Origin of the sequence: Sulfurimonas sp. (assembly GCF_041563035.1) — a bacterium.
In the GTDB taxonomy this organism is placed as follows: Bacteria; Campylobacterota; Campylobacteria; order Campylobacterales; family Sulfurimonadaceae; genus Sulfurimonas.
In genome coordinates this window covers 1-22,485 of record NZ_JBFFNS010000008.1, presented here as the reverse complement: position 1 = coordinate 22,485, position 22,485 = coordinate 1, and the positions used below count along the sequence as shown (strand labels likewise).

Below are 22,485 nucleotides of genomic sequence, written 5' to 3'. Positions count from 1 at the left end.
TGTTATTTTAAGTGAATAGTAAAATTTGCTTAGAATGTTAACTTATTCTAAGTAAAATTACTATACACTCCTATTCATGAATAAAGATAGCGTAGTAGCTAAGAAGAAATTCGGACAGAATTTCCTAAAAGACGAAGCAGTATTAAGAAAAATAGTCGAAGCGATGCCCAAAAACGATAATAAAATCGTAGAAATTGGCCCTGGCTTAGGTGATTTAACTAAATTTTTAGTTGATGTCAAAAGTGTAGAAGCTTTTGAGGTCGATACCGATTTGTGTAAACTGTTACAAAGTATATTTAAAGAAGAGATTGTTACCAAGCGACTCCACATAAATTGTGGGGATGTTCTACAAGCTTGGCAGAGTAGCCTTATTGATGAGCCATATGATTTAGTGGCAAATTTGCCATATTATATTGCAACAAACATCATATTGAAAGCACTCGCAGATCCAATGTGTAAAAATATACTTGTAATGGTACAGCTTGAAGTAGCAGAGAAATTTTGCGCGACAGCCGGCGAGAAGGTATTTGGATCTTTGGGTGTAATAACTCAAAGTATTGGGGAAGCACACATTGTCGTGCAAGTTCCACCAACTGCTTTTGAACCTCCGCCAAAAATAGACTCCGCTGTTTTTCTTATACGAAAAAATGCTGATAGAAATAATGAGGATTTTGAGGACTTGCTTAGAGTTGCATTTAAGCAACCCAGAAAAACCCTTATGAAGAATCTATCTGCAAAGTATGAGAAAAGTCTACTTCAAGTAGCTTTTGAGGAGCTGGACCTTACACTTACGATTCGTCCACATCAAGTTTCTACCGACGACTATCACCAACTCTATAAAAAAATAATATAAATAAAAGGAGTTTGGATGGAAGAAGAGAATCAAGGGAATCAGGAAACTAACCCTCAATCAGACCGCAAACCAAATAACAACAGAAGACCTAATAACAACTCTAACAGAAATAACAACGCTGCTAAGCCAAATGCTAATGCTAACAATAGTGACAACAAAGGCGCTAAGCCGAGTAACCCAAATAAAAATAAAAGTCGTAATCGTCATCGTAGACAACCTGCACCGACTGATGAAAATTTAAAAGCATTTGTAGCTAAAAATCAAGAAGCACATAAGCAAAGACTAAACCCGCACTATAAATTAGATTTAAATTCTAAGTCAAAAGTACGTGTTACACCACTCGGTGGACTTGGTGAAATCGGTGGAAATATTACAGTATTTGAAACTGACAAAGAAGCTATTCTAGTTGATATTGGAATGAGTTTTCCAGATGAAGATATGCATGGTGTAGATATTCTAGTACCAGATTTTACATATCTACGTCAAATCAAAGATAAGATTAAAGCCGTAATAATCACTCACGCTCACGAAGATCATATTGGTGCAATGCCATATCTTTATAAAGAGATGCAATTTCCAATTTATGCAACACCACTCCCTTTAGCGATGATTGGTAATAAGTTTGATGAGCACCATATTAAAGAGTGTAGAAAATACTTTAACCCAGTTGTAAAAAGAGAAGTTTATGATATTGGTGAAGATTTTAAAATCGAGTGGATGCACATGACTCACTCTATTTTAGACTCATCTTCATTAGCGATTACTACAGATGCCGGAACTATTATTCACACTGGTGATTTTAAAATAGATCATACACCGATAGATGGTTATACAGCAGACCTGCATAGACTTGCTCACTATGGTGAGAAGGGTGTTTTATGTCTTTTAAGTGATTCAACAAATTCTTATAATCCATTGCCAACTCCATCAGAGTTAAGCGTTGCGCCTGCATTAGATAGAGTTTTTGCTAAGGCTGAAGGTCGTGTTTTACTTTCAACTTTTAGTTCAAACATTCACCGTGTTTTCCAAGCTATCCAGTATGGTATTAAATATGGTCGTAAGATTTGTGTAATCGGTCGTTCAATGGAACGTAATATTGAGATTGCTATGCAGTATGATTATATAAAACTTCCAAAAAGTGCTTTTGTAGAACCAGATCAGGTTTCACACATGAATGATAAAGAAGTTCTTATAGTTACTACAGGTTCACAGGGTGAGCCAAGTTCAGCACTATTTAGAATGTCAATCGGTGAACACAGACATGTTAAGATTAAGCCAACGGATTTAATCGTTCTTTCTTCTCGTGCAATTCCTGGTAACGAAGGTTCAATCTCTGGTATGTTAAATCATCTGCAGCGTGCAGGAGCAACAATTTCTAGAGAAAAAGACATACACGTATCTGGTCACGCTTCTATTGCAGAACAAAAACTTATGCTTCGTCTTACAAACCCTAAATTCTTTTTACCAGTTCATGGTGAGTACAATCATGTTATGGCACATAAAGAGACGGGGATGATGTGTGGTGTTCCTGAGAGAAATATCATGATTATGACTGATGGTGATCAGATAGAAATCGCTCCAAAATATATGCGTAAAGTAAAAACAGTTAAGACTGGTAAAACATATATTGATAATCAAAACAATCACCAGATTGAAGATGATATCGTTCTTGATCGTCAAAAACTTGCATCTGACGGTATCGTTATGCTTGTTGCTCAGGTTGATGGAAAGCATACTAAGATGCTTGCAAAACCAAAAGTTACTACATTTGGTATTGTTGCAGACAAACAAGATAAAGCTTTTGCAAAAGAGATGGAAGATATCTTAGAAAACTTCTTACTGCATGTTAAAGATGGACAGATTGAGAATCCAAGAGCACTGGAAAATGATCTTCGTCAAATAGTAAGAAAACATATTTTTAGAAAAATGAAGAAATATCCGTTGATAGTTCCTCATGTTTTAGTATCGTAGGATATATCTTTAAAGGCAATACTTTGAATAAAAACGAAGATATAGAATTTGAAAACGCTGTAAAAACAATGATGCTTCATGTGAATGAAGACCCGAATAGAGAAGGGCTCTTAGAGACTCCTTCTCGGGTCAGAAAAGCATATGAATTCATATATGGCGGATACAAAGAAAACCCAAAAGAGATTTTAGAAAAAGCACTCTTTACAAGTTCTAACGATGAAATGGTACTTTTAAAAGATATAGAGTTTTACTCTACTTGTGAGCATCATTTACTGCCTATTATTGGTCGTGTACATGTTGCTTACATCCCAGATGGAAAAGTTGTAGGACTCTCCAAGATACCAAGAGTTGTAAATGTATTTGCTCGTCGCATGCAGATTCAAGAACAATTGACAGAGCAGATAGCAGATGCTATTATGGAAGCTATTGCACCAAAGGGTGTGGCAGTTGTAATTGCCGCTCGTCATATGTGTATGGAAATGCGTGGTGTTGAGAAGATAAACTCTACAACTACATCTAGTGCACTTCGTGGTCTTTTCAAAAAAGATGAAAAAACAAGAAGTGAATTTTTCTCCCTGATTAATTCACCTACAGGTACGAGATACTAAACTCATTATGCCATTTAAATCACTAAAAGATAAAATCTCATCTAAAAACTACTCAGTAGCATTTGGTGAGGTTGTAAAAATCAACGCTACAGTTATTACTGCTACAGGGCTAAGTGTAAGCATTAGTGATATGGTAAAAATAATTTCTAATACTACTGCTCAAGAAACTGTCGGTATGGTTACCGAGATTGATGGACCTACTTTTTTTATTACTCCATTTAGTTTTGTAGAAGGATTTTGTTCCGGTGATAGAGTTTTTTTAGACCAAGCAGGTATGAATATTCCAGTTGGAAAATCTCTTTTAGGTAGAGTGGTTGATCCATTTATGCGCCCAATAGATGAAAAGGGTAGTATTAACAATTCAATAATGTCACCAATTATTAAGGCTCCGATAGCTGCGATGAAAAGAGGGATGATTGATGAGATTTTTAGTGTTGGTGTAAAGAGTATAGATGGACTTCTTACTTGCGGTAAAGGTCAGAAACTTGGCATCTTTGCCGGTAGTGGTGTTGGTAAATCAACCCTCATGGGTATGATTGTAAAAGGATCAAATGCTCCGATTAAAGTTGTAGCACTTATTGGTGAGCGGGGCAGGGAAGTTCCAGAGTTTATAGAGAAAAATCTGGGAGGTGATTTAGAGAACACTGTAATTATTGTGGCAACTTCTGATGACTCTCCACTTATGAGAAAGTATGGTGCTTTTGCAGCCATGAGTGTAGCGGAGTACTTTAAAGATCAAGGCTTAGATGTTCTTTTTATTATGGATTCTGTTACGAGATTTGCTATGGCTCAAAGAGAGATTGGTCTGGCTCTTGGTGAACCGCCTACTTCAAAAGGTTACCCTCCTTCATCCTTGACACTTCTGCCTCAGTTGATGGAGCGTGCAGGAAAAGAAGACGGGAAAGGCTCTATAACAGCTTTTTTTACTGTTTTAATAGAAGGTGATGATATGAGTGATCCAATTGCTGATCAATCCCGTTCTATCTTGGATGGACATATAGTTTTATCGCGTGAACTCACGGACTTTGGCATCTATCCGCCTATTCATGTTTTAAACTCTGCATCTAGGGTTATGAATGACATTATCTCCAAAGAGCACTTGAAAGCAGTTATGAAATTTAGAAGACTCTACACTCTTTTAAAAGAGAATGAGATGCTGATTCGTATAGGTGCCTATGTTAAAGGTACAGATTCAGAACTGGATGAAGCTATGAATAAAAAAGAGGGCATGGAAAAGTTCATGTCTCAGGACTCTGATAAGCAGATAGGTTATGAAGATAGCTTGGAAGAACTTATGGCTCTTATGTCTTCTAATCAACTATAAGTTTTGAACTCAGCCAGCTGTCTCTAGACACTTTTTCATCTTGAGGAAGTGTTATAGCTAGCTTTTTACCTGTAAGAGCCTCAAATTTAGCCATTAAAGAGCTTATCTCACTATCTTTAGTAAAGATATCTACATAAGAATAAATAACGCTCTGAGCACTCTTAAACTTCTTCTTTGATAGAAAATATTTTATCTGTACTTGAAAACTAACTCTAAGTAAATCACCAATTCTGTCTTTTCTACCATTCAATGTGATAAGTTCCCCTAAAACAGCTTTGATGCTTTGTATATTTCCTTTAAGTGCGTACTCTTCACATTCATCCATAAGTTTTAGCCAGTATTTTTGTAGAAGTTCCCCAAGTTCACTAAAGCTTAGATGAGGGAATGTATCAATAAGTTCATAACAGGCGTAGAAATCATCTTTTTCATATACTTCTTGTAGCTTCCGCATATCATCACACATAGAGTAAAGTTGTTCTACTTTCTTGTCAAAACCTGGGGTCCCTTCTATCTTTAACAAACTCTTTTTAGCTAGTTCAATTTTATTCTTTTTTATATAAACTTCTATTCTAGTTATAGACTTTTGAATATCGCCCTCTAATGTTTCATAGATTGGCATCTGAGTAAATAAAATATTTTGACGTGCTATTTCATTTACTCTTTTAAAATCCTTTTTGTCCAGTGCCCTTAGAAAGTCTATGAAAAGGTCATTGTGTTTTAGTATAAGTTGTATAATTGGTCGTTTGGCAATTACTGTAATGTACTCTTTTAGTAGAGCTTTTGCATAATCCGGTTTGCCAAGCAGTATATGTCTTTGAGCATTAGTAAAAGTCTCTTTCCATCTACTTTCCATACTCTCGTATTGTGTGGTTATTTTTAGTGCTGGAAATTTACTGCTCATTGCATAAGCAAGAGCATATTTTTTTTCCATGTAAAGAGTCTTAAATCTGTTATAGTTTGCAAAGGATTGAAACAGTAGTCTTATTGATTCTTGTTTGGAGTCAACATCTTCATATATCTGCATTAATTGATTTGCTAACTCTTTATTTTGATTTATTAGAGCCTTAGCAGCACCTAAATATGCTTTATCATACATTTTTTCCATAGATCTATGCTCTAATGTATCTTGCAGCATAGGTTCTCTTGCAATAAGCTCATATGCTGCATCTAAAGAGTTATGAAGAATAAGTGAACTTAATCTTTCACGACTTGGCAGCTCAACATATAGGATTCTTTGATTTTTTAGAGATACTACCAATGTTTTACTGTCTAGAGCTTCTATCGCATGAATATCATCTTCAAACTCTATGTAATTATTATGAATAATTTTGTACTCTTTAGAGTCAATAATAATCATTATATTTGTATTTGCATGTACTATTAAATATTTTGTATTTGGTATAGATATTATTTGGTTAGTTTTTCTAAATGGCAGACTTATAGACTTAATAATATTATCATTAGGTATTGATATGAGTTGTAAATTACCTTCATTGTCTCCACTTATGATAGTTTTTTCATTTAAAAAATATAAAGCACTTTTACGTGAGGTTCCATGAAGATGTACACTTTTGTTAGCTCCTGAGTATATATCAATAATAAAAATGGCACCTCCATAACCACTAACTGCTAAAAGGTTCTTATGAAATGTAATGGCACTTACGAAGTTCTTTTTAACTCTTGTTTTTGGTCTTTGGTAAGGGAAAGAACATAATCTAGCCAGTTGAGAACTAGAATTATATTTAAACAAAAGAACTCTACCTTCGCTATTCCCAGCAATAATGTATGTAGAAGATAGATCAAAAGATAATATAGTTAAATTTTCATTATCAAGGAAGATACTTTTAATAATCTGTTTATTTTGCATATTTGCAATGTGAAGGTGTGTCTTTGTTGCAAAAGCGATTAATTTTGCATCTGGCGAGAAGCAGACAGCCGTTGCGTTAAAGTTAAGATTTTCATTTTTATAGCTAAGTTCAACACCACACCCTTCTTTGGTAATGATTTTCGCACCATGATACTTTGTTGAGTAAGCAAAGGAGCTATCATTGAATTTTGTAAAGGCTGCTATCTCTGAACGAGCTTGTTGACAATCATTGATTATAGGCATATAAAATTATAGATAAAAAAAGTAGTTTAGAGGCTTAAACGAAAGGGGTTTGAGTCACGAGAGTGACTCAAGGGTTAAATTAGCAAGATGGAACGTTACCGCTATCGTTAGCATATTCAAAAAAGAAATCATAGTAATGTTCAAGATATTTGTCTTGTAAAGCTTTGCTTGGAGCTTTTGGACAGATTTTTTTAAGTTCATCTGCAAGCTTACCTTCTTCTTTTAAAGTTTCCCACTCACTTTGAGAGTGTTGAGAAGCCATTTTGGCACCATTCATGCCACAAGAACCTTTTAGTTTTTTAAGATAAAGTTTTTGTCCCTTTGCAACATCTGCATTTAGTGTAACAGAACTCATACCTAGCATTAACATAGCAGCAAGTGCGATTTTTACAATTTTATTCATTGTGTCTCCTTATTTTGTTTGTACATTCTAACTAAGATTTTATAAAAATTATATATATTATAAAAGTAAAATATAATATTTAGTATTTATGTAACATAATAGAAAGAAAATTTGGGTTTTTTTGGAAGAGGATAAAGTGAAGCTGATGCTTCACTTTAAAAATTTTTATGCTCTACCTGAAAGCATACCATAGATAGTCATTGGTTTAAGTGCATAAACTTTTAATAACCACCAGATCCATCTCTCTTTAGTTGGGTCAAGTGGGAATGAAGCAGCATTTACACCACTACCTGGTTTCTTAGAAGCCCAGTTAAACTCAGCAAGCATAACAGTACCGATACTTGTGATAAGTGGACATACTGTATAACCATCGTATTTACTTGGTAATGATTTACCTTCCATTGTTGCAATAAGATTGTCAACAACAACTTTGTATTGTTTACGAGCAGATCCACCAGTTTTACCCATTGGTACAGCAGCAACATCACCTAAACACCATACATTTTCAAATTTAACGTGTCTAAGAGTTTCTTTATTTACCGGAACCCATCCTTTACCAGAACCAACAGCTGATTTACCAACAACATCTGGAGCTTTCATTGGAGGAGTAACATGCATAAAGTCATAAGGCACTTCAACACGCTCGTGCTTAGTTACCATTTTGTACTCTGCTAAATCTTCATCGAACTCACCTTTTTCTTTCCAGTGGTGATCAAATACAGCAACTTTATTAGCAGTATCTACTTCTACTAGATTATGCTTATAGTGCCATTTGAAACCTCTATCTTTGAACTGTTGAACGATTGCAGTATGGTAATCTTTAATACCAAACATTCCACCACCATTTGGATAGAAAGTTAATTCAACTTTATCTCTAACACCAGCTTCTTCAAGACGAGCGTTTGTAAGATACATAATTTTCTTCGGAGCACCACCACACTTAATAGGTGTATTTGGATGAGTAAATACAGCTTGAAGCTTTTCAGGACCTGTATGAGCTTTAGCTTTAGCTATTAACTCTTCAATACCTTTCCATGTTTCAGCTGCACCATCTTGGAAATAGATAGAGTGAAGGCCATCTTTACCGATACCGCTACTTTTAACAGCAGCGTTGTCTTTACCAGATGATGTAATAACACCATCAAGACCTTTTACAGCCCCATAGTTAAGCATAAGACCAGTAGCAATAATCATTTGGTCATAAGAAACTTCTTTTGAACCATCAACAGTAACAGAGTTATTCTCTGGATTAAAAGCAGTAACACTACCTTTGATTAGCTTAACACCACTTGGTAAAAAATCATCTCTTTTATATGTGATATCTGAAAGATCCCAAAGACCAGCACCTACTAGAGTTTGACCTGGTTGGTAAGATACAGAAATTGGATCTGGTTCAATTACAGTTATATCAGCATTTGATAAAGTGTTGTTAAGTCTTGCAGCCGTACTCATACCAGCTAAACCACCACCAACAATAACAATTTTACCTTTTGCACCTGAAGCAGTTGCTGAAGCAGCACCTACTGTAGCACTAGCTAAAATTGATGCAGCCATTGGAGACACGCTTAAATATTTCATAGCTTCACGACGAGACATAATCTCTGGATGCTTATCTACTTCGTTTAGAATCTCTTCTAAGATTTCGTTTTTTTTCATACTACTTCCCCTGTATTTTGATAAAGTGAAATGATTGTACATGTTAGAGGCTTAATTTTTTTTTAAAAATCGTTTAAGTTGGTAAGTTTAGTGCCGTTTATCACAATAGAGTGATAAGATGTTTAGTTTTAGCATAATTTTTTATATAAATGTATCAAAAAAGTAAATTTATAAAAAGTGCTCAAATAGTGTAAATTAGGGGGTTTTGAGAGTTTATATTATAATTATTATAAGTTTAAATAAACTTTCTATAGAGGAAGCATAAAGAGCTCTAAAAGAGCTCTTTAACATTATTTAATATCTATATCTGAAATATACACGTATGTCTTGTGCTTTTTCAACAGGGTCACCATAAGTTGCTGGAGCTGATAAAGCAGTTGCCATACTTACAGGTGCACCACCATCTCCAAAGAAAGCATTTGAACCAGTGTAATCATACTTTAAGTATGTATATCTAATTTGCATAGAAAATACATCATCTATAATTGGTTGAGTCCAGTAAGCCTCATAAGCACTACCGCGAACAGCCATTTTTGAACCGATCATAGTATCTTCACCATAAGTGAATGGTCTCCAGTATTTTGAACCATGGTTATACTCTAAACCAAATTTACCACCAGTAAGATTCGGCATTTGTGTACCTATCCAGTAAGATGAACCAGCTTGTTTTTCAGCAGAGCCTAGCATTCTTTGAGTACCATCTGGTCTAGTTTGTGACCATGCAAATGAAGCAAAAAGAATAGTGTTATCCAAGAAGTCATTGATTTCATTACCAATACCTACTATTTGACCAGAGATAGCGGCACCGTCCATTTCACCATAAGTAGTCATTACCGGTGCAGCAGGCGTACCACCATTTTGACCAGATACATCATTACCGATTACATTAAATGCACGATAGTAATTCGTCATAAGAGAATATTGACCGTCATCATATGGTTTAAATATAACGCCGGTTAAATCCATATTGTCTAAAGCTGGACTACCAGCTTCTGTGTAGTCTAGACCAGCTTGGTCAAATCTTGCTTTAGCGTTTGTAATACCACGACCAAGACAAAGTTTAATATACATACCAGATACATATTTATCTAATTTTATACTACCACTCGCTCCATCAAATTCCATGTTGATGATATGACCTAGTGGAGACTTGGCTTTATCATCATCTCTATGATTGATTAGAAAACCATTTGTTGCAGGACGACGACCCACACTTAAAGTTGTTGGAAATCCACCAACAGTTGGAGTCCATAACCAGTATGCTTCTCTTACTTTTAAAGTATCATCAGTGAGGTTTTCATTAATAACCCAGTCAAACTGGTCATATCCACCTTTAGCACGTTGGTTGTAACTAGCACCAAAAGCTTTGTTAAAAGAGAGTTGACCTTTAAAAAGCATAGTATCTGTTGGAGCGTAACCCATACCTAACCATAGACGGTTTGAGTATAATGCATCGTTAGTATATTTATTTCCACCAACAGTTTCGTACTGTAAGTTATCATAAGAAGTTCTAAAGTCAATATCAAACTTGATATTATCTTTTGCAGCAAGTGAGTTTACCTTACCTATCTTCTTTGTATTTTTCTTCTGTGTTTTTTCTAACTTTTGAACTTTTTTTGTTAGTTCATCAATTTGTGCTTGCATATCTGCATTGGCATATAGAGCTGTACTTAAAAAAGCAACAGTTGATAGTGCGATTATTTTTTTCATGTGTTTCCTTTTTTATCATAAAAATATTACGCATTGTAGCATAATTATAATTATAAGTAAGAATTATAAGATATTATTATAATAAGTTATTTTGATAATTGTTGTCAGTGGTTTATTATAGTTAAGTTTAATAAATTTTATTTACGAGTAGTTGTAGTGAGACTCTTCCGTTAAATTCATTCTTTGCAATTGTATAACTGCAAGAGAGTTTTTTGTCAATCGGCATCTCTAAAACTTGTCTAAATAGAACCAGCTCTAAAGTATTTCTATCATGCGGGAATTGTCTTAGTGTAATTCTACAGTGTGATTTTTCTTTACCCATAGTCTTGATACTTACAACTTCTGCACCTTTAAGTAAAAAAGACGGACGATGATTAGCCTCTCCATATGGTTCGAAGTTTTGTAGTAAATGAAGTAGTTCGAAGTCTATGTCATCACTAGATAATATACCTGTTACTTTGTCTGTTGGTATAAAATCATTAGGATCTATATTTGAAGCACTTTTGTTTATGGCATCTCTAAAAGCTTCTATATTTTCTTCTTTGAGTCCTAGCCCAGCTGCCATTTTGTGACCGCCAAACTTAGTTAACAGCTGTTCATTCGCCTTTATCAGCTCGTAGATGCTTACATTTCCAATACTTCTGGCACTTCCCTTTGCCACCCCGTGCTCACAGCTCAAAACTATTGCTGGCTTACCAAACTTGTCCACAAGTCTAGCAGCAACGATGCCGACAACACCTTCATGCCAGTTCTCTTTAGCGACAACAATCACATTTGCATCTGGGTCAGCATCTTCTATGGCCTCTTTAGTAGCTTCGGCTTCAGTTTCTTTTCTAAGATCATTTAGTTTCCCCAGTAATTCAAACTGTTTGTATGCTTTGTTGGTGTCAGTTGCCGTAAAAAACTCTAAGGCTATGTGAGCATCTTCTAGCCTTCCTGCAGAATTTATCCTGGGAGCGATTTGAAATGCTATATCTTCAGATGTAATTGTTGATTTATTTAAAAAGTCTCTAATAATTATAGAAGCTGGTCTAGTTGAACTTATTAAAACTTTTAGTCCCTCTTTTACTAGAGTTCTATTTATATCTATCAGAGGCATAATATCAGCAATAATTGCAATAGCTAAGATATCTAAAAACTGTTTCATGTCTATAGAGAGGTTTAGCTCTTTTTTTACAAGTGCCAAAAGTAACCAAGCCACCTGTGCTCCGCATATTTCTTTAAAAGGATATTCGCAAGTTGGGAGTTTTGGATCTACTATTGCATAAGCATCCGGAAGAGAATCACCTGGAGTATGATGGTCTGTAATAATAAGGTCAATTCCTCTCTCTTTACAAATACGTGCTGCCTCAAGAGCTGAGATGCCATTATCTACTGTGATTACTAAGTCAGTATCTACTCTCTCTAAAACACTTGGACTAACACCATAACCATCTCTAAAACGGTTTGGGATGATTGCATCTAAAGGATAGGGAATTTGTCTGAAGAAGTCTACCATTATTGCTGTTGAGCTAACACCATCAACATCATAATCACCTACAAGAGTTATTTTTTTATTTTTTCTTATAGCATCTGCTATTTTTTTAGCGGATTTTTCGGCATCTTGAAGCAAGGCAGGATTTGGGATTTGTGATAGTTTTTTATCTTCACTCTCAAAGCGATTAGAAAGCAGTTCAAATAGAGCCTGCTTATCTAATGTTGGTATGTTACTCAGCACTCAATGAAGCTTTAACAAATGCCAGTATAGAAGGGTTTGGAGTTTGAAGTCTAGAAGTGAACTCAGGGTGAAATTGAACACCTAAGAACCAAGGGTGACCTTCTATCTCAACTGTTTCAATAAGACCGTTCGATTCACCGGTAACAATCATGCCGGCTTTTTCTAACTGCTCACGATATGCTGGATTTGCTTCATAACGGTGACGATGTCTCTCAAAAATAGTTTTTTCACCACTGTAAGCCTCTCTCAGAATAGAACCTTCTTTAGTATCACAAGGGTACTCTCCAAGTCTTAGAGTTCCACCCATCGGCGATGTATGCGTTCTTAACTGCATTCCTCCGCTTTGGTCTAAAAAGTTATCTATTAGATAAACCATTGGATGCGGTGTGTTTTCATCAAACTCTATTGAGTTAGCACCCTCAAGACCAAGAACATTTCTAGCATACTCAACAAGTGTTAGCTGCATTCCAAGACAGATTCCAAGATACGGAACTTTATTTACACGAGCATACTCGATAGCCTGGATTTTACCCTCAACACCGCGAGAACCAAAACCGCCTGCAACTAAAACAGAGTCACAGTCACCAAGAAGTGCCTCTGAACCTCTTTCTTCGATCTCTTCAGAGTCAACCCAGCAAATGTCAACTCTAGTATCAAGATGCGCACCACAGTGAATAAGTGATTCTGTTAAAGACTTATAAGCTTCTTTTAGTTCAAGGTATTTTCCAACAAAACCAACAACTACACGGTTCTTAGGTTGAACAATCTTCTTAACTAAAGAGTCCCACTCTTCCATATCTGGATCAAGTTCTCCAAGTTCAAGTTCTTTCGCAATTGGTTTTAGGATATTTTGTCTTAAAAAAGTTACAGGGATATCATAAATAGTTGCAGCATCCAGTGCTTCGATAACACTGTCATTTGGTACATCACAACTCATAGCAAGTTTTTTCTTGAAAGTTTTTGGAAGTGGTCTTTCACTTCTTGCAATAATCATCTGAGGAGTAATACCAATACGACGAAGCTCTTGAACTGAGTGTTGAGTCGGTTTAGACTTCATCTCACCTGCAGCTTTGATATAAGGGATAAGTGTTACGTGTATAAAGAAAGTTCCGGCAACTTCTTCATCATGTTTCATCTGACGGATTGCTTCCATGAAAGGAAGACCTTCTATATCACCAACAGTTCCGCCAAGCTCTACAACAAGTATATCGTGACCTTTTCCGGCAAGTTTTATACGATTTACGATTTCGCCAACAATGTGAGGAATAACCTGAATAGTCTGACCAAGATAACCACCGGCACGTTCACGTTCAATAACTGAAGAGTAAACTTGACCAGTAGTAAAGTTACTTGATTTAAGATATGAGCTATCTAGAAATCTTTCGTAGTTTCCGATGTCAAGGTCAGTCTCAGCACCATCTTTAGTAACAAAAACTTCGCCATGCTCCAGTGGACTCATAGTTCCAGGGTCAACATTGATATATGGATCGATTTTTAGCATGCCCACTTTTTTACCAGAGTGTTTAAGTAAAGTACCAACACTAGCAGCTGTAATCCCTTTTCCAAGAGAACTCAAAACCCCACCGGTAACAAAAATGTATTTAGTCATGCATAAACTCCAAAAAATATTTTAATAATCGCGAATTGTAGTATATAATCTCTTAAAATCTGTATAGTTGAATTTAGAAAATATAGTATATAATGGCTATAAATTAGTCAATAAGGGTTTAAATGGACACAGCACTACTTTATATCGTGATGGCCTTAGGTGTTTCTACAGTTTTAAACCTGTTTTTAAAGCGTCTTGGTGTCTCACAAATCATAGGGTATATTCTCACTGGTACAATACTAGTCTATGCGTTTGATCTAAGAGAGATGAATAACTCAAGCACTTTAGAACATATAGGTGAATTTGGTATAGTTTTCTTGATGTTTACTATTGGGCTTGAGATCTCTTTGAGAAAAATGAACAGTATGAAAACAGAGATATTCTTAAACGGTTTTATGCAGGTGGGATTTACCGCTTTAGTTGTTTATGTTATTACACACTATATATTTTCACTAGACGCGACTTCTGCACTTATTGTATCATTGGCTTTTGCTTTATCATCTACGGCAGTAGTCCTCAGTTATCTAAAAAGCTCAAAAGAAATATATAACCCTTATGGTCAACGTGCAACAGGTATACTTATATTTCAGGATATAATCGTTATACCTATTTTAATCTTACTTGGGTTTCTAACAAGCGAAGGCGATCAGTCTGTTGCAGTGATTTTGAAAGATACAATAGTCAGTGCTATAGTAGTAATGGTGCTGATGTTTGTTGTTGGTAAGAGAGTCATGACATGGCTTTTGCATTTTTCTGCATCTAGCGAAGTTGATGAACTATTTATGGGCTCTGTCTTGTTCATTGTTGTAAGTGCTTCACTTTTAGCATCATTTATGGGTTTTACATACTCTCTTGGTGCTTTTGTTGCGGGTATGATTATTGCAGAGACTAAGTATCATCACAAGGTTGAGTTAGATATCGCTCCATTTAAAGATATTCTACTTGGTACATTTTTTATTGTTGTAGGTATGAAGATAGATGTCTTATATTTTATAGACAACATTGGTGTTATCGTTGGTATCTTTGTTCTTGTGTTGATTCTAAAAAGTATTATCATGTATCTTCTGCTTCGTATAACATCATCACATGTCCTATCACTTAAAACAGCTCTTGCGCTGTCTCAAGTAGGAGAGTTTTCTTTTGTAATCTTCGCCGTTGCAAGTATGGGCGGTCTTTTAGATAAAGAACTGGAATCTCTTCTAACTCTCGTGGTTATTTTCTCTATGATAGTGACTCCATTTTTTATATCTAGGATTAATAGATTGGTAAGTAGCATTACCCGACATGAGTATTTAGGTTTGGATACTTCTGATTTTATCTCAAGAGAAAATCATGTAATTCTTTGTGGGTACAGTATTGTAGGTAAGTTTGCAGCTAAACATCTAGATGCTATTGATGCCCCTTATGTTGTGATAGATAATAATCCAAAGCACGTTCAAGAGGCTTTATCGGAAGGTAAAGAAGCATATCTTGGAGATATGTCAAAGCTGTCAATGCTGGAGGCTCTTCACGCTGAAAGTTCGGCAGCTGTTATAGTTACACTTGACAATATAGATAAAAAACGTGCAATTTGTGAGGCAGTTTTAAAACATACAAAAGATATTAATTTGATTGTAAAAGTTGCTACTTTAGAAGATAAAGAGGCTCTCAGCGGTTTGGATATTACTGTTGTTGTGGATTCTAAGCTTGAAGTGGGTCGTATACTGGTAGAGCGAATGATGACTTGTCAGTTAAAATACAGCTAAGGCTGTATTTTATTTTTCTTCTTTTTGTTCTGCCACGAGCCAATGAAGATAGTTGATGCTCCAATCTAGATCGATAAAAGCTTCTTCAACACCCTGCTGAGGTATTTCTAGATGAGTACGAAGCTCTTTTAGTCTTTGCTTTAAATATTGAGCCATGGAGTAGTAGGTATTTAAGCACTCATCATCCTGCGCTTTGATGATAAGTTCTTCAAGAGTTTTTATTAGTTGGGTCTCATTTGGAAAAATATTTCCTGCTTTTCTGATAGTTCTTTGAACCTTTTGTAGGTGCTCGATATCTACTTTAAAGTTTTGTGACATTACATTTCCTCTTACGGATAAATAAATTAGTTCCCACGACTTCCCGGTTTTATAGCTTCACTGCCGTCTTTACACAAAGGACATGCATCTGGTGCATACATCTCAAAAGTAAAGTCAGCCAGTGCAAAAAATGGAATATCTTGTGGAAGTTTACAGTTTGGTTTAGTCTCTACATCACTATTCTCTCGTTTACAAAAACCACGGTTTGCAAGTGCTGCCGCACCAACGATCTCGCCACCAAGCTCTTTAACAACTGCTGCTGCTTCCATTGCAGATCCGCCAGTCGTAATGATATCTTCACACATTAAAACTTTTTCACCTTTGCTTACTTCAAAGCCTCTGCGAATGTTCATCACACCGTCAACTCTCTCAGCAAATATAAAACGAACATCCAATGCTTGCGCTAGTGCAAAACCAGCTATAAGACCACCAAGTGCAGGGGCACAAACTGTATCTATTTCAAGGCCACTTGCTTTAATTTGACAAGCGAGTTCATCCGCAAGTAGTTTAGCTGTTTTTGGGTCTTCTAAAACTTTTGCAGACTGTAGGTAATACTGAGAATGATTTCCACTGCTTAGTTTAAAGTGCCCTTCTAGAAGAGCATCTGCATCCATGTATATTTTTTTAACATCCATTTTAAATTCCTAATATGATTATTTAAGAGCACCAAGGGTGCGAGAGTCCTCTGCTAAAGAGAACTCAGTGTTAACGTAGTCAAAGGAATTAGTTCCTTTGGCATTCTAAATAGTAATCTAAACCTTTAGAATTTCAGCTTCTTTATCTTTTAAGATACTGTCGATGCTTGCTATGTATTTATCAGTAGTTTTTTGAATTTTTTCTTGAGCAGACTTTGACTCATCTTGAGTAATCTCTTTGTCTTTTTCAAGTTTTTTTATTTGATCATTTGAGTGTTTTCTATCATTTCTAATTGAAACTTTAGCATTTTCACCCATGCCTTTCATCTGTTTAACAGATTCTTGTCTCTGCTCAACTGTCATAGCCGGGAAAAATAGTTTGATTTGGTCTCCGTCATTATTTGGAGTTGCTCCAACATTTCCTGCTGAAATCGCTGATTCGATATCTGAAAGCAAGTTTTTCTCCCAAGGATTTACAACTATAGTCGTAGCATCTACAGCTATTACTGAGCCAACTTGATCAAGAGGTGTAGGAGTTCCATAGTAATCAATTTTTACATTGTCTAAAACAGATGTTGTAACTTTACCTGTTCTAAGTGTTTTAAAATCTCTTTGCATATGTTCTATGCTTGATTTCATCTTTGTTTCACATGCGTTAAATATTTCGTTTAGCATTTCTTTTCCTTGAGTGTTTGAAAAATAATTACGATATTGTAGCAAGAATTTTTTTAAATGATATAAAAGTGGTTGAAAAGTGGGAGTGTAGGGAGCTTAAAACAGTTGCAGTAATGCAACTATTTTGTAGCTGGAGTTTCGTCTTTAGCCGGTGCAGCAACTGGTGTAACAGCAGTTGGTGCTACTACATTTGTAGTCTCTATCATGTTGTCAACTACAGAAGTCTGAGCTGAGCTAGAGTAAAGGTAACCTAAAGTGATTGTATTTGAAACAAATAAAAAACCTATAAGAAAAGTAGCTTTTGCTAAAAAAGCACTTGGCCCTTTTGCTCCAAAAACAGACTCGTTTGAGCCACTATATGCGCCAAGACCAATGCTTGAGCTTTTTTGTAGAAGTACAGCTATTACTAGTATTACAACTAAAATTATCTGAACAATAAGTAAAAAACTAGTTGTCATTTATATATCCTAAGTTTGAAAAGTGGCGAATTATACCCAAAAAAATAGTTATTGCCAACCTATATTAACTTATTGACTATAAGCGAGTTGTAAAATTGGATATAATTTCAAAAAGATTTTTAGGATAATTATGAAAGATTTTAGAAATATTATATTTGTTTTGGTCGTAGCTACTTTTATTTTGCAAATGTATGTTTCAAAAAAAGATGCAAAAGCAGAAGTAAAGAACGAAAAACCTACAGTCTCCCTAAGCACCTTCTCCTTATATGATATCGCTAAAAATATTTCAAATGATAGTTTGGAATTAGTAATGATTTTACCTTTTGGCGTAGATGCTCACAGTTTTGAGCCGACACCAAAGTTAATGGCTAAAATTATGGGGAGTAATCTTGTTGTCTATAGTGGTGCAGGCCTTGAGCCATGGACAAGTACATTTGAGTTCAAGTCAAAAATTATTGATATGAGTAAGTCAGTTAAACTGCTAGAACCTAAAGATGAACATGAAGGACATACTCACCATGACCATGGACATGACGCAGTAGACCCACACTACTGGTTGGATATACAAAATATGATTAGTGCCACAAAGCTTATGAGTGTAGAGTTTATAAAATTATCTCCAGAGAATGAAGAGCTGTATAAAGTAAATACTCAAAAGTATATAGCAAAGTTAGAATCTATAGATGCTAAATACAAAAAATCACTTTCAAATTGTAAAAAAGATACAATCATCGTAAATCACAATGCTTTTTCATATTTAAGTAACAATTATGGCTTTCATGTCGAAGCGTTAAGCGGTCTGTCTCCGGATGCTCAGCCAAGTGCTAAAAATATGGTAAGACTAATAGAACATGTAAAAGAACATGATGTTAAAACTGTTTTTTTTGAGAGTTTTGTAAGTGATAAGGCAATGAAAAGTATAGCCCATGAAGCAAAAGTAAGTGTAGATGTGCTTCAGCCACTTGGAAATATAACGCACGATGAAGCAGAAAAAAATCTTAGTTATGAAGATATTATGCTTGATAATTTACAAAAGATATCCAAAGCCTTGGTTTGCGAATGAAATTTACACTACCGATCTTTGATGTAAAAAACTTATGCTTTAGTGCTGGAGATCAAGATATACTTTCAAATATTTCTTTAGAGATCTTTGGTGCTGAGTATATTGCAATCATAGGACCAAACGGTGGTGGAAAAACAACCCTTATAAGAGTGCTTCTTGGTCTTGAGCAACCAACAAAAGGTGAAGCTAGAATTTTTGGTAAGCGTGTAAAAGATTTTAAAGAGTGGCATAAGATAGGTTATGTCCCACAACGTGCAACACATGTAGACGCAAACTTCCCAGGAACTGTAGAAGATGTTGTAAATATGGGTAGAACTTCTCAGAGAAAATTATTTTCACGAATGAATGAAGAAGATAAAGCCTGTGTGTTAGACGCAATGAATAAGATGGATGTTTACGACCTAAAAGATAAAATGATAGGAACTCTCTCAGGCGGACAGAGACAGAGGGTTATGATAGCAAGAGCTTTAGCTTCAAAACCAGAGATTTTGATTCTTGATGAGCCTAATACCGGTGTAGATATGGTTTCTCAAAAAAGGTTTTATGCTCTTTTAAAGCAGTTAAACCAGGAAGAGAAGATTACTATAGTCTTTATTACTCACGATATAGGTGTAATAGCAGATGACATTGCAAGACTATTTACTATAAATCAAAAAGCGATAATCTGTAACAACCCAAAAGAAGCTCTGAGTTGTGAAGAGATGAGCGAGCTTTATGGAATAGAAGCACACCTGCTTCATAACCATAAGCATGAGCATTAGGAGTCATAGATGCTAGAGATGTTTGAATATGATTTTATGCAAAGAGCTTTTTTAGTAGGAATGATCATTGCAGTGTTAGCATCTGTTAGCGGTACTTTTATAGTCCTTCGTCGTTATTCTATGATTAGTGAGACACTTGCCCATTCCGCTTTAGTTGGGGTGGCAGTAGGTTTGGTAGCTGGATTCAATCCTCTTTGGATGGCAGTAATCGTATCAATACTCGCAGCTTGGCTCATAGAGTATCTTAGAGCTAATTTCTCACTATATTCTGATTCGGTACTGGCTATTTTATTATCAGGTTCACTTGCAATCGCTGTTATTATAGTTTCACTTGGGGGAGCATTCAACAACTCTCTTTTTTCATATCTTTTTGGGTCTATTCTATCTGTTAGTAGTGCAGATGTAATAACCATCTCAATATTTGGGACATTGTGTTTAAGTGTATTATTACTTTTTTCAAAAGAGTTTTACTTTATAGCCTATGATGAAGAGGTGGCAAAAACAAGCGGCATAAAGGTAAAACTACTTAACTTCCTTCTTGTTAGTATAGTAGCTGTTATTATAGCTTTATCTATTAGAGTTGTTGGAAGTCTATTGATTGGTGCTCTAATGGTTATTCCTACTGTATCAGCTCTTCAATATAGACAAGGCTTTGTTAGAACACTTTTCTTATCTTTGTTTTTCGCTTTACTTAGTGTGGCATCTGGAATGACACTCTCATTTTATTTCTCACTACCATCTGGTGCTACTATAGTTATTTCTGTTTTAGTAATCTTTATAATCTCATTGGTTGTTAACAAGAGATGAAGATAAGTTCGGAATTTTCAAAACATGCTTTACATTATGGTTCTTATAATGTTATTCAAAACAAAGTTATAAAGAGACTGTTAAAAGAAGTCAAATATAAACCTAAAAATATTTTAGATCTTGGTTGTGGAAGTGGAGCACTTTATAATAGTATTGACTGGAAGTATGAACACTTTACGGGTGTAGACTTTGCTCCAGGAATGCTTGAACTGCATCCAAAAGCAAAAAACTGTGAATGTATCTATGGTGACTTTAATGATAAAACACTCTTTGAGAATCTACTAACATATAAATATGATCATATTTTCTCAGCATCTGCTTTGCAGTGGGCTGATGATCTCGATATGGTCTTTAAAAATATCCAGAGTCTTAACGCTCCTATTTCTTTAGCAATCTTTAGTTCCAACACTTTTAAAACTTTAAATGAAACAGCGAATCTGACCCCATTGCTAAGAAGTACAGATGAGATAGATAAGCTTCAAAAGAAGTATTTCGATGCAGAATTGGGAGTAGTAGAGTATAAGCTGGAATTTGAAACTACTAGAGCTATGTTTAAGTACATAAAAAATAGCGGTGTTAGTGGTTCAAGAAAGGTATTGGATTATAAACAAACTAAGAAATTAATGTATGATTATCCTCTAAATTATCTAGAGTTTGAGGTGGTCTTTATCAACTCTCACTAAGTACTATCTCTTTTTCCAAGTTATACAGCTCGTATCTAATATATTTAAAGTCTTCACTATAAGTGACATTATGAAGTTTAAACAGTTCTTCTAAAACTCTTGAAGACTCTTGTGCCCTTTTAAAGTTCGCAATAATAATACTCTTAATGTCTGTGCGGTTAAGTTCACTCTCTGTTGTTGGACGAAGTACATCATTAATACTATCTCTATGTGTAAGCAGTTGATCTATTTCATCGATTCTAGATTTGTGTCTAAGTTGTTTGAGTTTAGTAGAGAAGTTTTTGTTATTGTCTCGATATCTCATGATATCTTCAACAACTCGTATGCCTTCTTTTAGGCGGTTTAGATTTGCATCTATCACCCGAAAAAGTTCAGGTGATAGTTTCTCGCTAGTCGTCATTTCCAAAAATGCCAAATAGGTGGAGTAGTGCAGTAAAGATGTTTAAGAAATCTAAGTAAAGTGCAATAGCTCCATCGATTGGAGTTTCATAAGCACCGCGTATAATATTTTGTGTGTCATATATAACTAAGATGCTAAATAAGAATACAACAGCACCAGAGATGATAACACTAAGCATAGGGTTACCTAGGAATATGTTAACAATCGAAAAACCGATAACTACAAATAAAGCAATCATTAAAGGCTTGCCATAACTTGTAAAGTCTTTTGTAGTTTTAATAGCAAAAAAGCTCATTGCACCAAACACAACCGATGTCATAGCAAATGCATTACCGATAATCGCTCCTCCGCCACTCATCCCAAGTGTTTGTGAAAGTAAAGGAGCAAGCATTAAACCTGTCATAAACACAAAAGCAAACATAACCATAAGGTTAATCCCAGGCTTATGCTTTACAAAATGTAGTCCTATAAGAAGACCAATCTCTAAAATAAACAGTGGTATAAACCAAGCTGCGATAGTTCCTGCAAGAGGAACACCAACATAAGCGCCAACTGCGCCAGCCATCATTGAGGCAGCAAACAGCTTGTATGTCTCTTTAACAAAAGAGATAATTTGTGTGTCACTTTTAGACGCACTTTCATAAGCAAAAGAGTTACCTCTTGCATAATCACGATCATAAAGTCCCATATTTTTTCCTCATAATAATATTGTTTGCAAGAATTCTATATATAAAGAGTTAATACATAGCAACAACTATTTAATTTTCTATATATATGTAAGGAAATAATAGCTTATGTTAAAAAGTATTGGGAAAAATAAACAACTTTGAAACTTCTCTAAAACTTCCCAACCGATTAAGAAACTTCTAAGCAACAACCCCCTATAATTCCCATCCACAAACAAAGAGACCTTGTTTAAAAGGCCTGGAGAGACTTCGAGTTGAAGCTTTTGAGATTGTTTGAGATCATTGAAAACTAA

21 protein-coding genes are annotated in these 22,485 nt (G+C 35.3%); 9 read left to right on the top strand and 12 right to left on the bottom strand.

All coding sequences use genetic code 11. From position 1 onward, the window contains the following. The first annotated feature begins 76 nt into the window (after positions 1–76). The 4 genes from rsmA to fliI are packed head-to-tail and all read left to right on the top strand — an operon-like array spanning position 77 to position 4,756. Positions 77–853, top strand: coding sequence for a 16S rRNA (adenine(1518)-N(6)/adenine(1519)-N(6))-dimethyltransferase RsmA (gene rsmA, locus ABZC13_RS07100; RefSeq protein ID WP_373001784.1), 777 nt, complete (start codon positions 77–79; stop codon positions 851–853). 15 nt (positions 854–868) lie between these two features. Then, a complete protein-coding gene (locus ABZC13_RS07095) occupies positions 869–2,824 on the top strand; it encodes a ribonuclease J (RefSeq protein ID WP_373001782.1) in 1,956 nt (651 codons plus the stop codon). Between the two features lie 23 nt (positions 2,825–2,847). Further along, the gene (gene folE, locus ABZC13_RS07090) at positions 2,848–3,432 is read left to right on the top strand and encodes a GTP cyclohydrolase I FolE (RefSeq protein WP_373001780.1); all 585 of its coding nucleotides are present in this window, start codon (positions 2,848–2,850) and stop codon (positions 3,430–3,432) included. A 7-nt stretch (positions 3,433–3,439) separates the two neighbouring features. Then, a complete protein-coding gene (fliI, locus tag ABZC13_RS07085; RefSeq protein WP_373001778.1) occupies positions 3,440–4,756 on the top strand; it encodes a flagellar protein export ATPase FliI in 1,317 nt (438 codons plus the stop codon). Here the strand turns inward: fliI and ABZC13_RS07080 are convergent. From ABZC13_RS07080 to ABZC13_RS07055, 6 genes are all read right to left on the bottom strand, one after another. After that, positions 4,743–6,866, bottom strand: a complete 2,124-nt coding sequence (locus ABZC13_RS07080) for a WD40 repeat domain-containing protein (RefSeq protein ID WP_373001776.1) — start codon at positions 6,864–6,866, stop codon at positions 4,743–4,745. The genes fliI and ABZC13_RS07080 overlap by 14 nt on opposite strands. Before the next feature lie 79 nt (positions 6,867–6,945). Continuing rightward, positions 6,946–7,269 (bottom strand): cytochrome C, encoded by a 324-nt coding sequence (locus ABZC13_RS07075; protein ID WP_373001774.1) that lies wholly within the window; start codon positions 7,267–7,269, stop codon positions 6,946–6,948. A 165-nt stretch (positions 7,270–7,434) separates the two neighbouring features. Next, positions 7,435–8,925, bottom strand: a complete 1,491-nt coding sequence (locus tag ABZC13_RS07070; protein ID WP_373001772.1) for an NAD(P)/FAD-dependent oxidoreductase — start codon at positions 8,923–8,925, stop codon at positions 7,435–7,437. Between the two features lie 294 nt (positions 8,926–9,219). Further along, positions 9,220–10,635 (bottom strand): DUF3373 family protein, encoded by a 1,416-nt coding sequence (locus tag ABZC13_RS07065; RefSeq protein WP_373001770.1) that lies wholly within the window; start codon positions 10,633–10,635, stop codon positions 9,220–9,222. Positions 10,636–10,762: 127 nt separating this feature from the next. After that, positions 10,763–12,352, bottom strand: a complete 1,590-nt coding sequence (gene recJ, locus ABZC13_RS07060) for a single-stranded-DNA-specific exonuclease RecJ (RefSeq protein ID WP_373001768.1) — start codon at positions 12,350–12,352, stop codon at positions 10,763–10,765. Continuing rightward, positions 12,342–13,961 (bottom strand): CTP synthase, encoded by a 1,620-nt coding sequence (locus tag ABZC13_RS07055; RefSeq protein ID WP_373001766.1) that lies wholly within the window; start codon positions 13,959–13,961, stop codon positions 12,342–12,344. The genes recJ and ABZC13_RS07055 overlap by 11 nt, the downstream gene beginning before the upstream one ends. Positions 13,962–14,083: 122 nt before the next feature. Between ABZC13_RS07055 and ABZC13_RS07050 the strand changes: the two genes are divergently transcribed. Then, complete coding sequence (locus ABZC13_RS07050) at positions 14,084–15,706, top strand: cation:proton antiporter (protein ID WP_373001764.1); 1,623 nt, start codon at positions 14,084–14,086, stop codon at positions 15,704–15,706. A gap of 9 nt (positions 15,707–15,715) precedes the next feature. Here the strand turns inward: ABZC13_RS07050 and ABZC13_RS07045 are convergent, their stop codons facing one another. From ABZC13_RS07045 to secG, 4 genes are all read right to left on the bottom strand, one after another. Then, the gene (locus ABZC13_RS07045) at positions 15,716–16,024 is read right to left on the bottom strand and encodes a hypothetical protein (RefSeq protein ID WP_373001762.1); all 309 of its coding nucleotides are present in this window, start codon (positions 16,022–16,024) and stop codon (positions 15,716–15,718) included. A 26-nt stretch (positions 16,025–16,050) separates the two neighbouring features. Continuing rightward, complete coding sequence (gene pyrE / locus ABZC13_RS07040; RefSeq protein ID WP_373001760.1) at positions 16,051–16,659, bottom strand: orotate phosphoribosyltransferase; 609 nt, start codon at positions 16,657–16,659, stop codon at positions 16,051–16,053. 117 nt (positions 16,660–16,776) lie between these two features. Continuing rightward, the gene (frr, locus tag ABZC13_RS07035) at positions 16,777–17,334 is read right to left on the bottom strand and encodes a ribosome recycling factor (RefSeq protein WP_373001758.1); all 558 of its coding nucleotides are present in this window, start codon (positions 17,332–17,334) and stop codon (positions 16,777–16,779) included. Between the two features lie 119 nt (positions 17,335–17,453). Continuing rightward, entirely contained in the window at positions 17,454–17,792 is a 339-nt protein-coding gene (gene secG / locus ABZC13_RS07030) for a preprotein translocase subunit SecG (RefSeq protein ID WP_373001755.1), read from the bottom strand. 130 nt (positions 17,793–17,922) lie between these two features. Here secG and ABZC13_RS07025 point away from each other — a divergent pair, with 130 nt between their 5' ends. The 4 genes from ABZC13_RS07025 to ABZC13_RS07010 are packed head-to-tail and all read left to right on the top strand — an operon-like array spanning position 17,923 to position 21,106. Further along, complete coding sequence (locus ABZC13_RS07025) at positions 17,923–18,855, top strand: metal ABC transporter substrate-binding protein (RefSeq protein WP_373001753.1); 933 nt, start codon at positions 17,923–17,925, stop codon at positions 18,853–18,855. Beyond that, positions 18,852–19,616: a metal ABC transporter ATP-binding protein gene (locus ABZC13_RS07020; RefSeq protein WP_373001751.1), complete on the top strand. Its 765-nt coding sequence runs from the start codon at positions 18,852–18,854 to the stop codon at positions 19,614–19,616. The genes ABZC13_RS07025 and ABZC13_RS07020 overlap by 4 nt, the downstream gene beginning before the upstream one ends. A gap of 9 nt (positions 19,617–19,625) precedes the next feature. Next, complete coding sequence (locus ABZC13_RS07015; protein WP_373001749.1) at positions 19,626–20,423, top strand: metal ABC transporter permease; 798 nt, start codon at positions 19,626–19,628, stop codon at positions 20,421–20,423. Then, positions 20,420–21,106 carry a methyltransferase domain-containing protein gene (locus ABZC13_RS07010; protein ID WP_373001747.1) on the top strand — a complete coding sequence of 229 codons (687 nt, stop codon included), beginning with the start codon at positions 20,420–20,422 and terminating at the stop codon, positions 21,104–21,106. Before ABZC13_RS07015 ends, ABZC13_RS07010 begins: the two co-directional genes overlap by 4 nt. Here the strand turns inward: ABZC13_RS07010 and ABZC13_RS07005 are convergent. Together ABZC13_RS07005 and ABZC13_RS07000 are read right to left on the bottom strand one after the other, a co-directional pair. After that, positions 21,093–21,506 carry a thiamine-phosphate pyrophosphorylase gene (locus ABZC13_RS07005; protein ID WP_373001745.1) on the bottom strand — a complete coding sequence of 138 codons (414 nt, stop codon included), beginning with the start codon at positions 21,504–21,506 and terminating at the stop codon, positions 21,093–21,095. The genes ABZC13_RS07010 and ABZC13_RS07005 overlap by 14 nt on opposite strands. After that, the gene (locus tag ABZC13_RS07000) at positions 21,496–22,194 is read right to left on the bottom strand and encodes a Bax inhibitor-1/YccA family protein (protein ID WP_373001743.1); all 699 of its coding nucleotides are present in this window, start codon (positions 22,192–22,194) and stop codon (positions 21,496–21,498) included. The genes ABZC13_RS07005 and ABZC13_RS07000 overlap by 11 nt, the downstream gene beginning before the upstream one ends. Positions 22,195–22,485: the final 291 nt, after the last annotated feature.